This window comes from Desulfoprunum sp. (assembly GCF_053613775.1).
Genome location: NZ_JBSHXH010000001.1, coordinates 15,643 through 29,989 on the forward strand (window position 1 = coordinate 15,643; position 14,347 = coordinate 29,989).

Below are 14,347 nucleotides of genomic sequence, written 5' to 3' on the forward strand. Positions count from 1 at the left end.
AAAAGAGCAGAAAACTATGAATCTTGATTGTGATGATGCAAAGCCGGGGAACCATCCTATCGACCGATTTTGTTTTGCCGGAAATGAAGGTTACTCGGCTTTCTGGAGAAAAAATACTTCGACGTCAGAGGCCTTGGAATTGGCTAAGCTGCTTACCGGGTTGAGAAAAGTTGCATCCTGCATTAGCCGCCACAACTTGGGCAGTATTGTCTGGACCGGCATGGAATATAAGGATGGGATAGCCCTTGACCCTACATTAGTCATGGGAACCTACCCTGTTCCCGCTAAAAAAACCGATATAATGGTGGGAATCACCGTCCGCAAAGCTTTTGAAAAAATAGAGTGGAGTGATCGGATCAAGAAGAACATCCAATCGAAGATTAAGTTGCCACCGCCATATTTGTATAAGTTCAATCTTTTTTTTGACATGTGCGAGAAAGTATATCTGGATTGCCTATCCAACATCAAGCCACTGGGGATTTACACTGAAGCCGCCAGAAATTGGGAATGCAGCGAAAAAGAAAAGTGGTTTCTAACGCCGCCCACAGTGAGCGAGTTGTTGCATATCTGGTGGAAAATAGCGGCAGATCGAAGCGGTGACGCATATAAGAAAGCATATGTGGACAGATCAAAAATCATGATGGATGCCAGAATAGATCTTACAAAATTGTATGCCAAACCACTCGCACTGCTGAATTCTATCGTGGGTCCCATGATTCATAATTGCACGAAGATTTATGGTGTGACGGAGCGGGGGAATTATCGATTGAGTCTTTATGAGTCAATCTGGCCTGAACTTCTCGAATTTATCAAATTCTGGCCATGCGATATTTCTGATCCGTTTATGCTCCGTCAAGAACCGCAACCAGAGGTCGATGACGAGATTGAAGAAAAAAACAAGGAAGCAGTTGCCAGCCTTATTCAAAAGATGCAATTTCACGTCGATGAGAAAAAGCCGGATTATACCGATGAAGTCCGGACTCATGTGCACAACAAGGATGACGTGGTGGAAATCATGGGAAACGATATCGTCATGGAGTCCACCGACATGATCGACAATCAGCTTCTGCTCAAGTTGAAACAAATCGTCAAATCCAACTCACAACGGAGGACGATCTACAATCGGGGTCTGGCTTCAGGGAAGATCGATAGCCGGCGCCTGTATCGTGCCCAGACTACGGGCAAGGCATTTCTGTCCAAAAAGAACCAGTTTGAGTTGTTGAGCGAAATGATGGTCGTTCTTGATGCCACCGGATCAATGGCCGATCCCAACAAATGGAATCAAGCCCAGACCATATCCCAAACGCTTTTTTCGGCAATTCAGGCATTCAATAAAAATGCTCGGATATTCGCCTATAACGAGGTTAAAGACAAATGCCGTTTGACTGAAATTTACAGTTCAAAAAAGTTCTACACAGTTTTGCCGCATGGGCGAACCGCTTCGGGTGAAGTGCTGATTGCTGCAGCCCTCAAACTGAAAAGAAATAATAAAAAACCCAGAATCATTCATATCACCGACGGTGCTTCCAATTGGGGGTGCGGCGTGAAAGAAGCACTCCGGTTCTTGGAAAAGAGACAGATCAACTTGTTGACCATCGGAATTGCCTGCAATCCTTCCAGTAAGCAATCCCTCCGAAATGAATATGGTAAGCTCGTTCAGTTTGTCGACAACCTGAATGAATTGCCACATCTGTTCGGAAACCAGCTGCGGCATAGCATGTGATAGATCACCCTCCCTGGTGTTGGACAATCTGAATTCTGCTCAAATCGATCGATTTTTAATGAGTGATCAGAACATAGTCAAATATCGACTATCATTATATGTCAGTTTTTTCAGACTTTAACAACAAGACTCGACGACTGATTTAAAATGGGAATTGCTGCACCATGGTTGGGATCAACAACAATGAGAGAGGGCGAACAGAAAATTGTAACCAAATAGAATTAAAGGCTTTTGATGACAGCTACAATAACAAAAATCTGAGAGGGAGAATTGACAATAATGGCCAAACAAATTCAACGGATGATTTTTGCCGGATGCGGAGCATTGTTTTTAATCTTGGGCAGCTTCTCAGCCGAAGCAGCCACGATGGGGTCGCATTACCCCTTCGGTGGCGAGGGGGTACTTGCTGGAACGGTACCCCCAACGGGTTTTCATTACCGAATGTACAACACTTGGTATAATCCCACCACGTTGAAGGACGATAACGGCAACGAGCTGGACGTCGGTCTGGACCTTGAGGTCTTCTCATCGGTCCAGCGGTTTGTACATGTTACCGAAAAAAAGATACTCGGTGCCGACTACTTCTACGATATAATCGTCCCGATTGTCGACAAGGAACTCACCCTGGGCAACTATACGGACAGCCAGTCCCTCGCCCTGGGCGATACGGTTTTTGAATTTTTTGGCTTGGCCTGGCATAAGCCGCGCTGGGATGCTGTTTTTGCCCTGGCGGCCATTGCCCCAACAGGTGAATACGAGTCTAAAAAGCTGGCATCTCCCGGTCTCGGCTACTGGTCGGGGATGATGACGCTGGGGGGCACCGTCTATTTCGACGAGAAGCGCGCGTGGTCTTTCAGCGCCCTGACGCGCACTCTCGTAAACACTGAGCAGGATGAGACAAATGTGACCCCAGGATCAGAATTTGTCGTTGAGTACGGCCTGGGCAAGGAAATCGTGCTCAACAACAAATTTTCTATCCGCCCGGGGCTCGCAGGATGCGCCTATTGGCAGCTTGAAGATGACAGTGACGATGGTCCCAATTCGTTTGCCGATGAACGCAAGACAGCTTATGCCTTGGGAGCAGAGATAAATATGTTCTGGCTGCCACCGACGCTGTTCCAGGTCAATCTAAGAGCAATGCGGGAGTTCGGGGCGGAAAACACTGTTCAGGGATCCCAGTTTGTCCTGACCTTGACGAAATCGTGGTAGCTATAGGAATCAAATAGCCATGGAACATCGGGGCATCACCGGCATAGGGGCACTAAGTCTACTCTTTTGTCCTGGTGATGCCCGACCCATTTTGGGTTGGGGATAAGCATGGAATACGACTTAATTAAGATGTCTTGGCAAATAATATTGGATAGCCGCTGTTAGATGTTTTTGCAGGATTAACTTCAGCAGGTCGGCATCCCGCCGGTGAAGTGCTTCAATCATCTCATCATGCTCGTTCTCTGAAGCTATGATCCTTTCTGCCGGCAGCAAATCCAGACGGATCCATAATCCAATCCACTCGTAAATATTCTCAATGGACTTGACCATAAACCGATTCCGACCCATTTGGGCCAGATGGATGTGAAAGTCGGCATTGGCAGTCATTTTGGCATTATCGAATCTAGTCGTATTATGGGAGCGATAGCGTGCCTGAAGTGCTTCCAGTTGGGTCAAATCAGCATTCGTCAACTCTCTCATCACAAAATCAACATTCGAAATTTCAAGACAGCTACGAGCTTCCATTACTTCGGCAATCACCTCCGGTTGGATGTCCTTTACATAGCAGCCCACATTTTTTTTAATATGAACGTATCCATCACGTTCCAGTTTTGAAAGGGCATTAATGATGGGCGTTTTGCTGATACCAAATTTCTTTTCAAGATCGCTGTAAACCAGCTTTTGTCCCGGCACCACTTTCAATGTGCGAATCATGTCTTTAATCTTTTCATAAACAACGCTTTGAAGCGATATCGGTGAGAAAATATCGTTCATTGCCGGTGTTTTGAGGTTTCCAACGTCAGGATAGTCTTCTGTAACTAAAATTTCTCCCTGTTTTTTAAAATCAATTTCGGCTACAAAATAACCTCGATGTTTGATATAATTTATAATTCCTTTATCTTCGAGCTGGTTAAGTGCGCTAATAATAGGAGTCTTGCTAATGCCAAGCTGCTTTTCCAGATCGGCATATTTCAAATGTTGTCCCCCTATGACTTTGCCGGATAAAATCCACTTCAGAATACTCTTGTAGGCAAAATCGGTTGATGATTGGTATGAATTACGACTGCTTGTTATCATTATCTTTGTATAGAAAGAATGATCAGTATCCTCTATTGTTGGCAAAGTCCACATATAAGGAGAGACAAATGCCAGGGCCGACAATCAATAGATGACCTTGTTGAACCGGAAAAATTTGACTACCAACATAAATCACCAATGATAACAATACTTTTTTCTCGGCATGTCGTCAAGCCGTAATTTTTTAGAGAGGAGTTCCCCTTTAAGCAATCCGGTTGTTCAGCAATGCCAATCGTCAGAGATGATATGAAAAGACTTGCCAGTTGGAATGGTCGGTTCGAGAGTGCCTTGGCAGCACTGTAATCTTATTGTTTTATGGGAATTATAACCGAGCAGAAGCACGGATTGTCTGGTGGTGTCAGGGAGATACAAAAGACCGGTTGAGCAACCGGAAATAAACAATCGTTGCCAAGGGACAGACATCACCTATTGAGCAGGGTCATATAATATCGCCAAGTGGCGTCCATGGCTTTTGCAAAAGGTGTGTACGCATCTCCGATGATCTGATTAATTGCCGAACCGTCATAAAGCAGATCGAGATCGGGAGGAAAGGGCAGTTGAACGTTCTGGCGAATGATTTGCGCAACGGACATCTGTATTGTCTTGAGTGTCCTACCACAGTTTTTCTCCAGCACAGCGATCAGGTCAGAGTAAGAGACCATCTCGGGACCGGCGATATTGAAGCATTTTCCTCGTACGGACTCATTCTGCAAACAGTAATAAATGATCCGCGCCAGATCCACCACCCAGGCGAAGCTGAAGCGCACAGGCGGGATAGTTTCGGGGATTATTAAAGGATAGCCCTTGATGATTTGTTCGAACAGGAAGAATTCTCTGGGGGCGTAATTGTAGCGTCCAAAGATGATGGCGGGCCGTAGAATCGTATGGTCGATGGACTTTTTATGGCACTCTTCTTTTAAGGCACACTCGGCGTTCCACTTGTCCAAACCATAATCTGCATAATCGCCCAACCCCGGATTAGATGCCTTAACTTTCTGCGCTTCCTCCACTAGAGGTATGGTCGAATTTTGGGCATATACGGATGTGGTGCTGATAAAAATGTAATGATTGATCGTGCCGGGTATATATTTGATACAATCGACAATATGTTGCGGGGTGTAACCGCAGAAGTCGACAACCGCATCCCATTTTTGACTTGGGATTGTCAGGAGATCGGCGGGAATATCGCGATCCCCCTTGATCTCATGAATACCTTGCCATCCAAGCGGAATTTTCCCGCGATTGAACACATAAACCTGGTATCCTGGTACACGAACTAACAGTTCGAGAAGAACTCTTCCCGCAAAATAGCTACCACCAATCACCAGGATGTTTTTCATGATTTCTCTCTGACATAGTTCATGCTCCGGCATACCAGACCGTCAATTTCCTTATCCTTTCACTTTGAATCTGTGCCTGCACAATCGGGCCATGATCGAGAAGGAAATCGCTGGAGCTGTTGCTAAGCCCCTGGGCTTTCAGTTCGTCAATAAGCATCACGCAAATACACTCGATGAGTTGTATGATTTGCTGATTGTTCCGGCTGGTAAGCAATTGTTCAATCCTTCGCGTTACAGAAACGCCAAGAATCGGAAGCAATTGAGCAGCCATCTCGCACCATTTATAAAATGGACAAAATTGACGGTTCAGCAGAAAAACCAGCCTGAGGACATCGTCACAAAACCGGATCAAAGCATGGCGGGATGGATATGCTGCTTTTCTCTTGCTGCATCGGGCAAAATTATACTGTCCCGACTGTGCGGCTGACATGAGCCGACCGGCAATCCTTTTCAGACGGACATCTTCAGGGTAGTAATCCAGGAGTCGCTTACGGATGCCGGAGAAGGTACCACAGGCATCGCAGAAAACTTTGCCGTTGGTGCAGGCCGCCAGATTCTCTTCCGGAATAAGCAGCCATTTCATTGGATCCGTTGGGGCATCGCTCATCCCGATAAACGTTTTGTAAAATTCGCCAATTTCTAAAACACCGACCCGGTTTTGGCCCCACGCACTTTCCATCCGCCCAAAGCCCTGATAGCGATCAGGCAGTGCGTCATAGGCTGCTTGGAGCTGATACCTGGCAACGGCATAATCGGCTTTGTCGAGCCACAGGCAAAATCCCGGTCCCCAGTCATGATCCTGCGAAATTTTGTCGTCAAAACCAAAACAATCTGATCCGTAACCGACCAATCCTGCGGCGATACGTCCTTTTAACTCAGGAAACCCTTCCTGGATCATTGGTATTCCGTAGGCCAGGAAATAGGCTTCGGAGAGCGCCAAGCCATTCATTTGAAGCTGTCTGACGGGTAGCTAAGAACGTTTATCGATTCGGTTTCCTGACCATCACCGCTAAGCACCAGTTCGTTCAATATTTTGGCGGTGTCGGCGCTGACATATTTTTCACCACACTCCCGGCAGAGACCACCGGGAACATTCTTGACCACATACAAGTTGCCCTCTAAACGGTAGTCAAAGTTGCCCATCACGATGGGTGTGACTTCTCCACCGCAGAAATAACACTGTTTTATCTCCTGTGACATGACTGCCTCCTGAATCATGGTGGAACAAGCCAGCTCTTCCCATTGCGGCGGGATCACTAAAAAGGTCAATAAAACGGCCAGGTGATCTTCATTCACCTGAGCACATAGAACAGAAAGAGCTTTACCATTGGCGTTGCCTGTGACCAGCCAGCTCTCCAATTTCTTATGGTTATAGTGGATTTTTGTAATCTTGCCATTAGCGATGGCGGTCTCAATCTCGTTAAGCGTAATGATCCTGGCGGTGATGAAGCGGATCACATGCTCGCTGATGCTAAAATCGGCAGCGCGCATTTTGATCTGAATCCAGGCCAGGGGATCTTTCCTGAAATAGTTTTCTGCCTGTTCGATACTCAGAAAACCTTCGGCCTGAACCAATTCTTGCAGCATGGCAATGGCATGGTTTTCACCCTTTTTGTGTCCTCTTTTTACCCATTCATAATAATGTCCAATGGCCTTTTCACCGTATGTCTCAAGTTCGCACCGAAGATAAACACTGAAATTACTACCGTTATCCTCCAGATTAGTATCACGGCATACCCGCCGATACAAGGCGGGATAGCGATCCCTAATCTGTTGCTGCCACTGCGTCTCGATATCGACGATATCATTAAGCCGAGGATGGTCGGTGATCGCGCCGATCTTATTATCCATACGAGCATATTTCTCAGTCAATAAATTCCGCCCCTCTCTTTGTGCGGCCTCCAAGTACTCGAGATAAGCTGCCAAGACATCAAAAGGCCATTGCCGAAAAATTGCCCCGCGAATGCGAGTAAAGGCGTTGGGGTTGCTCTGACAAGTGGCCGGAGCAAGGCTTCGAACCTTCTGAAACATCGCCCATTCTAGCTTGATGATCTTCTGAATACAGTTTTGCTGAAGATTCATGATTCCTCCCACTTGTATTGAGTCGGATTCATGCGCTGTCACATTTTTTCCCTTCATGATCAATCCTCCATTTGGTTAGATGCAAAAGATGGGAAGGAGAGATAGACCCGATACGGTTCTTTGTATATTCGGAAATGACCACCAAGAGCTTTTATGATTCTTTTTACCTGCATCTGCCCACGACCGGAGACGACCGGGTAGGTGTCACCATTGTCCTGGAATGTGATGGCGATCTGATCTTTTTTTCCCAAAAGGGTTACAGTTATCCGGCCGACAACCGATTGTTCCCGTTCCTGCCGCGTATGGATAGCCCGCTGGCTATTGGCAAACAGATTCTCGAAGATGGTTTCCAACTGCTCATGGCTGGCCCTCGTCAGGTGGTTAGCCGCCAGGTCGGTCTTGGGCTCGATATGGATCTCCAACTTGGGATAGTAGGCCATTTTTTGCCTGAAAAATGCTCGTAACCAGGTCGATAGCCGGATATTTTTCGGACAAAATTTCAAGATGTCGACCTGTTCGTGAAGCTTAGCCAAAAGTAAATCAAGGCCGGAAATCGAACGAGCCACGGATTCATCTAAAAGAACAGCTGGATGATTTTTGGCCAGTGCCATTTTCAAGGCATCCAAGCTGTGAATCCCGGGATTGTCAACGCGCAGACTTATTTCTGAGAGGTGAGTAACGGTCCATTCGTTCAATAGCAAGGATTTAAGTAGGGAATTATAAAGCGAGAGAAATGGATTCATGCGCAGGTAGTCCCAGAACTGCGGTCGACGCGAGGCAAGGCAGACGGCACCTAGGTCCTGATTGAGCAAATGCAGAGGATAAATGACGTATGAGCGAATTTTATCGATGCATTCCATCAGAAAACGTTGCTCTTTTTTTTTGATACCAGCATAATTTTGCACTCGTTCCCGAAAGCGGCACATCCGTTGATCCTCGCCCTGGCCTTCAAAGGGATAGGAAACGTCCGTGCTGTCACAAAGAATGCTGTCCGTGGATGGAATGAACTTAGGGAAGTAAACTTCCTGTACTTCGGTGCCTTGCCAGGCCACCAGAATCAGGTCGGCGAGACCGTACCGATCTCCGCGACGAAAAAAAGCCATTCCGAGATCGGCCGAAGAGAGAGCCCGATAAGCGGTCACCGTGTCAGTGTAGTCAACCGGCTCGTTAGAGGCGATCAGTCGTGCCAGAATTTGGAGTTTCTGATGGGCGATGCAAATGGCCGTGCGATTCTTGATATCCAGAATATAATCCATGATCAGCGAGCCGTAACGACTGATGAATGCCTCGACTGGCTGGTTATCGATTCGAAAGCTGGTTTTTCTCGGTAGCGGCTCAAATCGATTGTGCAAAACACATCGTTGCCACGTTTTATGTGCATGATCATCATGCTGCTGGCCACGGGCTTTTTTATCGACTCCACGCAGTATAGATCCATGGGAAGGAAATGATCTAAAAATGGGTTGCGGCGGTTACACGAGGCTGCCCAGATATCATTGATGCCCAACGTCTTTCCGGTCTCCATGACGGTCCTGGTGGGGTCTTTTGTTGGATCCAGCAAATGCCTATTCATACCTTCCCACAACCATGGCGAACCATCTTTGACGATGCACATTTTTTCCACATGGCCATCTTTGGGCAGAAGATTTATCTGACCGATATCGGCCTCTTGTTCAACACTTCGGCTACAGCATTGGTAATGGGATGGGAAAAATAATTGAGGATGCCATTACGATATCTGGTCAGAGTCAATCCGATCCTCACCAACTGTTTGACGCAGGAATCCATGGCATCGAAACACCACGTGTACAGAAAAGAAGAGGGATCTTTTCTGTTGGGAAGCGTCCAAAATGATCTGAGCTGGTCCTTCATCGTATACATTGTCAGCGGTGCTTGATTGACTTCCAGAAGCGATTGCAGCCGATCCTGGCTGTCAGCACCAAGGGTCTCATAATTTCGGAACAGTAGAACACGGCTTCCCTGCATCACCTGTTTTTGCTCGTTTTCAGCCTGGTGATGCTCCTGCCGGCGCAGGTCATCAACCGCACGATTGATCATGGCGCTGATATGATAATGATCGTAGACGATGTCGACGGATGGCAGATTGCCTCGACAACAAACAACCTGTCTCGTGCCATGTCCTTTTTCAATCCTTTTTATGTCCATGTATCATTTTTCGGAAGAGCCAATATTTGAGGGATAAGATGAGTACGATACATCAAACGACGTTTGGCGACTCTTGCGATCTGGCGCATGAATAGAAAGCCCAGCTCAAAATCCTGGTAAAACAACAGCATTAAATCAGAGGCTAAAAATTCCAACACTCGGGTTGGGGAGACGAGCGCCCGCGCATCGGACATATACGTTTTATCTTCTATCTCGATCAGGGATGAGATACCGATGGTGCCACCGGAAACGATAGTTTCCACACGAACGAGTTTCCCGGTCAGGCTTTCAAATTCCAGGCTGATTTCGCCTTCAAGAACCATGCTGATATGCTTGGCCTCTCGCCGCTGCTTGCCCAAAAGTTCACCTTCATTGTATTCCCTGATCTTGGCAATGTCAGCAAGGCGACGGATCATGTCATCCGACATTTCATCAAAGAAAGTGAGGGACTTCAAAATTGAGGATTCTACCATGTTTTCACCGTTCATTTCTGGGCAGCGTTTGCCCGGTTCTTATTCCACTTAGCTTTCATGTTGATACTTATAAAAGGTATTTAATAATGTATTACATGTACATATTTACCAAAATATTGCCATGTTGAATGTATATTGGAATTAGTATATGATGCACAGAAGGTCTTGGGATTATTTTTCTGCTCACGCCAGAGCGAGCACTTTTTTGATCAGTTTTTCAACACCCATAGATACGTCTCTGATTCCGGGTCCGATCATGTAAGCCGGTGTGGTGACAATTTTATGAGCCTCGTCCACGGTGATGTCATCCACCGCGCAGAGCCGATGCTTCACACCGATGGTGAATAGATAAATCGATGGACCTGGGCAAAAACCTTGGCACTGAAATCGACCTTTGCACCTGGCCCCATGATTACCGCATCATCCCCATCCTCGTCCTGCAATTCATCCGTGTCCACCAGAATATTGTACTGCTTGTAATGAAAGCCGGGAGGCGGCAGCGTCGCCCCCATGGCGCCCTCGGTTCCCGGGGTATACCCATTCCCCAGGGCAAAAGCCGACGGAGCAGCCGAAACGCCTACCGCCACACCAATGACACCTGTAACTGCCCTGCGCCACACATTCATACGGTGATCTCCTCTCGTTTAAGGTTCTCTTATTGAGCAAGCCCGCACTCCCCTCGCCATCTTTTGCTCCGGTAATCCGGTTATGTGCCGCCACAACAACGTTTTTTTTATTTGGAACGCATGAGGTAGATCATAAGATATTTCAAAGCGCTATGTGCTTCCGGGACGGCCAGTGGCACCTTCTCCAGAAAGAAAGTCGCCCCGGCCTCATAGGATTGGTCCATCGTCTCCCGGTCGGGTTTGACCGTGTATTGAATCACCGGGAGATCCGGGTATCGTTTACGAATACCTTTGAGCGCTTCCAGGCTGATATCGATGGCACGGCATTCGCCGCCTTGTTGTTTGGCCCGCTCATACCAATACAGATCCAGCAGCACAAGATCCGGTTCCGCTCTTTCAATCAAATACGGCCATAGCTCGATCTCGCCGCTTTTCACAATTTCAAAGTCGATCCCTTTGATCTGTCCATTGGTGAGTTCCCGCTCAATGGAATCGAACCAGGCATCGTCGAAAGCCAGCTGCTCACCGTCATGGGTCTTTCGGAACATGTCGCTGAAAATGTCATCGAAAAATAAAACTTTAATCTTCACGGTGCACCTCCTGGTCTTCTTTTATCTTGTAGGGAAAGCGTAAATGGACGCAATACGGTTGCTTCTCCCTGATGAAACTGCCATTGAGTTCCTGCATGATCGCCTGCATTTGCGGGGTACCACGACCACTGACGGTTGAATAAGAGTGCCCGTTGTCCTGAAACCGGACTTCGAGTTCGTTCCCGTTTTTCGAGAGTGTCAAGTCGATCTTGCCGACGACCTTGCGGTCATGACTCTGTCTTTCTGCAATCGCCCGCATGCTGTTAGCGAGCAGATTCTCGAAAAGAGTCTCAAGGTGCTCGTAATTGGCGCGCACATGACAGTTTTGCGGCATAGCAGGGGTTACTATCATGCTGATTTCGATGCTAGGCTGATGAGAGCGTTTTTGATTGATCCACGCACGCAGCCATTTTTGTAAGTGGATGCTTCTTGTGCGGCATATCAATATTTTTCCTTTCTCGTGGAGTTCGGTCAATAAATCGTCCAGGCAATTCAAGGCTCCGATGATTTTTGCATTACTCAGCAGCTCTCTATTTTCCTGCATTAGCGCTGTCTTTAGCCCGCCTAAGCAATAAAAGCCGGGATTGTGGATTTTCAGGCTGACCTGAGACAAGAGATCAACTACCCGTTCATTGAGGAGAAATGACTTGAGCAGAGCGTTGTAAAGCGAAAGAAAGGGGCTCATATGGAGATACTCACAGAAATCGTTACGCGAAGAGGCGAGATGGATGGCGCCCAGATCCTGATTGAGCATATGCAGCGGATAAACCACATAGGATCTGATTTTATCGATGATGCCCAAAAGAAATTGTTGGTCTTTTGTTTTAATCCCGGTGTGAGTTACTATGCGGTTGCGAAAACGCTGCAGTCGCCGACAGTTCCAGTTCCCCTCCACCGGGTAGGAGATTTCAGAACTGTTGCATAAAACCGAGTCCTCAGAGGGCTTGAATTCCGGAAAGCAGATCTCTCGTATTTCTTCCCGACACCAAGCCACCAGATAGAGCGCATGACACGCATAGCCTTCACCTCTTCGGAAAAAGGCGAACCCTAGGTCTGCGGCAGAAAGTGTGCGATAAGCCGCAACCGCGTCGGTATAGTCGATCTTGCCGTTGGAGGCGACCAGGCGCGATATGTTATTGAGCTTGTAGTAGGCCGTATTGAGGGCAATACGGTTCTTGGTATCCAGCAAGTAATTGATAATCACCGAGCCGTACTGAGCGGCAAAATCATCGAGGGGAGCCTGATCTGCGGAATTGAATGGCGCCTTGCCCCGATAGCGACTCAATTCGATTGTACAAAAAATCTCGTTGTTCCGTTTTATCGGTAAAAACATGGAACTGGCGACCGGTTTCTTAATTTCCTCCAAATAGCGGCGATCCATGAAACCGGATATCTCCAAGAAGGGATTCGGTTCCTTTTTATCCACTTCTGCCCAGATGTCCTCCACAACCAGCGTCTTGCCGGTACTGGTGACACGTCCAGAGAACCCTTTGCTCGGATTGTACAGAAGCAGCCCCATATCCGCTCCCAGCCACGGCTTGCCGTCCTTGACGATACAAACCTTTTCCACCCTGCCGCCACGCGGCAGAAGATTGATCTGGCCGATATCCGCCCCTGTACTGTCCAGTAAAAGGTTCAAGAGTTCATAAGCGATGCGATCTACGGATTGCTCATCTCCGACAATCGCCAGTTCGGGCAATTTCTTGAAAAAGCGTTCCGCTGGAATGACATTCTGGGGGGCTACGAGGTCCCCTCTGGTCCGAGCCTCATTTTCGTTGGTATGCCGTTCCATTGAGCACCTCTTTTGAGTACCTCAGAAATTCTTTTCTGGTTTGAGGAAAGAATTTCTTTCGCACCAAGCCACAGCTTGCTGTCGATATGCTCTCGGACATCTCCGGCCAAGGCATACTGCCGTTCCGTTATGTCCTTGCCGATTCCGTCTATGCCAACAGCAGCAAGTTCATAGCCGCCATCGAGGCACTGACCGGGGTCACATATCTCCTGCAAATACCGGAAGACACGTTATGCTGGCTCAAGCACCCGGTCGTAATTCGAAAGACCTATCAATACGGCGGGCAACGGCATACGAAAGGGCTGGTTTCCGACCAGGTCAAAGCATCGCTTTCCGTTAAATCCTTTGCCGCGCGGATCAACGATTTCTTCTGGTACCGGCGAAAAGTCTCCGAGGGCACCAAGGGACCGATCGAGTATGAGTTCACCAAGCGACGGGTGACCCTCTCTCGGCATGGGAATGCCGTGGAAGACAGTCTGGCTGTTGATTCGCAGGACGCTTGAGCCTGAACCGACGTATTCCTATTTTATTTCCAATGCACCGCTCAGCGTTCCGTTGGCCAATGATACACAGAAGGTTCCTGCCTATCTTTCTGCTCACGCCAGAGCGAGCACTTTTTTGACCAGCTTTTCAATACCCATAGATACGTCTCTGATTCCGGGTCCGATCATGTAAGCCGGTGTGGTGACAATTTTATGAGCCTCGTCCACGGTGATGTCATCCACCGCGCAGAGCCGATGCTTCACACCGATGGTGGTCAGCGCGCCTATCACATTCTCATCTTTGCCCACGGTCATCAATGGCCCCTTCTCCTTGAGTGCCATGCCCACCGTGGCCGGCGCGATGCACAGGGCGCCGATAGGCTTGCCGGCTTCGATTAGCTCCTCCAAGATGCGCTGCACCTGGCTGTTAACCGCACCGGCAGGACCCTTGGAGGCAAATTCACTCAAGTTCTTGGCCGCACCGAACCCACCAGGAACAATCAGCGCGTCGATATCATCCGCCGTCACCTCGGCCAGATTCCTGATCTCGCCTCTGCAGATGCGCGCCGATTCAACCAGCACATTACGGGTTTCTGCCATTTCTGCATTGGTCAGGTGATTGACCACGTGAGCCTGATCAATGTCCGGAGCCATGCAGACTGCTTTGGCACCCTGCTGGTCCAGGTAAAGCAGGGTCAGCACAGCCTCATGGATCTCGGCCCCATCAAACACCCCGCACCCCGACAACAACACACCAACTTTTTTTTGCTCCATTTTTTAGCACCCC

14 protein-coding genes and 1 pseudogene are annotated in these 14,347 nt (G+C 48.1%); 3 read left to right on the plus strand and 12 right to left on the minus strand.

The window, feature by feature from the left end; all coding sequences use genetic code 11:
• Window positions 1-16 precede the first annotated feature (16 nt).
• Together ACWGKN_RS00055 and ACWGKN_RS00060 are read left to right on the plus strand one after the other, a co-directional pair.
• The gene (locus ACWGKN_RS00055) at window positions 17-1,723 is read left to right on the plus strand and encodes a vWA domain-containing protein (protein ID WP_452094443.1); all 1,707 of its coding nucleotides are present in this window, start codon (window positions 17-19) and stop codon (window positions 1,721-1,723) included.
• A gap of 279 nt (window positions 1,724-2,002) precedes the next feature.
• Window positions 2,003-2,932: a SphA family protein gene (locus ACWGKN_RS00060; RefSeq protein ID WP_452094444.1), complete on the plus strand. Its 930-nt coding sequence runs from the start codon at window positions 2,003-2,005 to the stop codon at window positions 2,930-2,932.
• Window positions 2,933-3,052: 120 nt separating this feature from the next.
• Here the strand turns inward: ACWGKN_RS00060 and ACWGKN_RS00065 are convergent, their stop codons facing one another.
• The 11 genes from ACWGKN_RS00065 to ACWGKN_RS00115 all read right to left on the minus strand — a co-directional run bounded on the left by ACWGKN_RS00065 (window position 3,053) and on the right by ACWGKN_RS00115 (window position 13,078).
• Window positions 3,053-4,093 (minus strand): GntR family transcriptional regulator, encoded by a 1,041-nt coding sequence (locus ACWGKN_RS00065; RefSeq protein ID WP_452094445.1) that lies wholly within the window; start codon window positions 4,091-4,093, stop codon window positions 3,053-3,055.
• A gap of 338 nt (window positions 4,094-4,431) precedes the next feature.
• On the minus strand, window positions 4,432-5,349 hold the full coding sequence (locus ACWGKN_RS00070) for an NAD-dependent epimerase/dehydratase family protein (RefSeq protein WP_452094446.1): 918 nt from the start codon (window positions 5,347-5,349) through the stop codon (window positions 4,432-4,434).
• A gap of 19 nt (window positions 5,350-5,368) precedes the next feature.
• Window positions 5,369-6,298: a DUF4037 domain-containing protein gene (locus tag ACWGKN_RS00075; RefSeq protein WP_035234824.1), complete on the minus strand. Its 930-nt coding sequence runs from the start codon at window positions 6,296-6,298 to the stop codon at window positions 5,369-5,371.
• The gene (locus tag ACWGKN_RS00080) at window positions 6,295-7,488 is read right to left on the minus strand and encodes a DUF4125 family protein (RefSeq protein WP_452094447.1); all 1,194 of its coding nucleotides are present in this window, start codon (window positions 7,486-7,488) and stop codon (window positions 6,295-6,297) included. Before ACWGKN_RS00080 ends, ACWGKN_RS00075 begins: the two co-directional genes overlap by 4 nt.
• Window positions 7,489-7,490: 2 nt before the next feature.
• On the minus strand, window positions 7,491-8,687 hold the full coding sequence (locus ACWGKN_RS00085) for an ATP-binding protein (RefSeq protein WP_035234826.1): 1,197 nt from the start codon (window positions 8,685-8,687) through the stop codon (window positions 7,491-7,493).
• Between the two features lie 2 nt (window positions 8,688-8,689).
• Complete coding sequence (locus ACWGKN_RS00090) at window positions 8,690-9,055, minus strand: hypothetical protein (protein WP_452094448.1); 366 nt, start codon at window positions 9,053-9,055, stop codon at window positions 8,690-8,692.
• A 23-nt stretch (window positions 9,056-9,078) separates the two neighbouring features.
• Entirely contained in the window at window positions 9,079-9,597 is a 519-nt protein-coding gene (locus ACWGKN_RS00095) for a transposase (RefSeq protein WP_452094449.1), read from the minus strand.
• The gene (locus ACWGKN_RS00100; RefSeq protein ID WP_035234830.1) at window positions 9,588-10,085 is read right to left on the minus strand and encodes a Crp/Fnr family transcriptional regulator; all 498 of its coding nucleotides are present in this window, start codon (window positions 10,083-10,085) and stop codon (window positions 9,588-9,590) included. The genes ACWGKN_RS00095 and ACWGKN_RS00100 overlap by 10 nt, the downstream gene beginning before the upstream one ends.
• Window positions 10,086-10,399: 314 nt before the next feature.
• A complete protein-coding gene (locus ACWGKN_RS00105; RefSeq protein WP_452094450.1) occupies window positions 10,400-10,696 on the minus strand; it encodes a hypothetical protein in 297 nt (98 codons plus the stop codon).
• Window positions 10,697-10,803: 107 nt separating this feature from the next.
• Window positions 10,804-11,286 carry a hypothetical protein gene (locus ACWGKN_RS00110; RefSeq protein ID WP_452094451.1) on the minus strand — a complete coding sequence of 161 codons (483 nt, stop codon included), beginning with the start codon at window positions 11,284-11,286 and terminating at the stop codon, window positions 10,804-10,806.
• Complete coding sequence (locus ACWGKN_RS00115) at window positions 11,276-13,078, minus strand: hypothetical protein (RefSeq protein ID WP_452094452.1); 1,803 nt, start codon at window positions 13,076-13,078, stop codon at window positions 11,276-11,278. The genes ACWGKN_RS00110 and ACWGKN_RS00115 overlap by 11 nt, the downstream gene beginning before the upstream one ends.
• Before the next feature lie 68 nt (window positions 13,079-13,146).
• On the opposite strand from ACWGKN_RS00115, the pseudogene ACWGKN_RS00120 reads away from it, so the two are divergent.
• Window positions 13,147-13,581, plus strand: a pseudogene (locus ACWGKN_RS00120) (transposase); the annotation flags it as partial.
• 93 nt (window positions 13,582-13,674) lie between these two features.
• On the opposite strand, the gene elbB reads toward ACWGKN_RS00120, so the two are convergent.
• A complete protein-coding gene (gene elbB, locus ACWGKN_RS00125) occupies window positions 13,675-14,334 on the minus strand; it encodes an isoprenoid biosynthesis glyoxalase ElbB (protein ID WP_035234021.1) in 660 nt (219 codons plus the stop codon).
• Window positions 14,335-14,347: the final 13 nt, after the last annotated feature.

Coding starts and splice junctions, on each gene's coding strand:
- ACWGKN_RS00070 (WP_452094446.1), bottom strand. CDS start 5,349: ATGAAAAACATCCTGGTGATTGGTGGTAGCTATTTTGCGGGAAGAGTT.
- ACWGKN_RS00100 (WP_035234830.1), bottom strand. CDS start 10,085: ATGAACGGTGAAAACATGGTAGAATCCTCAATTTTGAAGTCCCTCACT.
- ACWGKN_RS00075 (WP_035234824.1), bottom strand. CDS start 6,298: ATGAATGGCTTGGCGCTCTCCGAAGCCTATTTCCTGGCCTACGGAATA.
- elbB (WP_035234021.1), bottom strand. CDS start 14,334: ATGGAGCAAAAAAAAGTTGGTGTGTTGTTGTCGGGGTGCGGGGTGTTT.
- ACWGKN_RS00060 (WP_452094444.1), top strand. CDS start 2,003: ATGGCCAAACAAATTCAACGGATGATTTTTGCCGGATGCGGAGCATTG.
- ACWGKN_RS00095 (WP_452094449.1), bottom strand. CDS start 9,597: ATGGACATAAAAAGGATTGAAAAAGGACATGGCACGAGACAGGTTGTT.
- ACWGKN_RS00085 (WP_035234826.1), bottom strand. CDS start 8,687: ATGGATTATATTCTGGATATCAAGAATCGCACGGCCATTTGCATCGCC.
- ACWGKN_RS00055 (WP_452094443.1), top strand. CDS start 17: ATGAATCTTGATTGTGATGATGCAAAGCCGGGGAACCATCCTATCGAC.
- ACWGKN_RS00115 (WP_452094452.1), bottom strand. CDS start 13,078: ATGGAACGGCATACCAACGAAAATGAGGCTCGGACCAGAGGGGACCTC.
- ACWGKN_RS00105 (WP_452094450.1), bottom strand. CDS start 10,696: ATGAATGTGTGGCGCAGGGCAGTTACAGGTGTCATTGGTGTGGCGGTA.
- ACWGKN_RS00080 (WP_452094447.1), bottom strand. CDS start 7,488: ATGAAGGGAAAAAATGTGACAGCGCATGAATCCGACTCAATACAAGTG.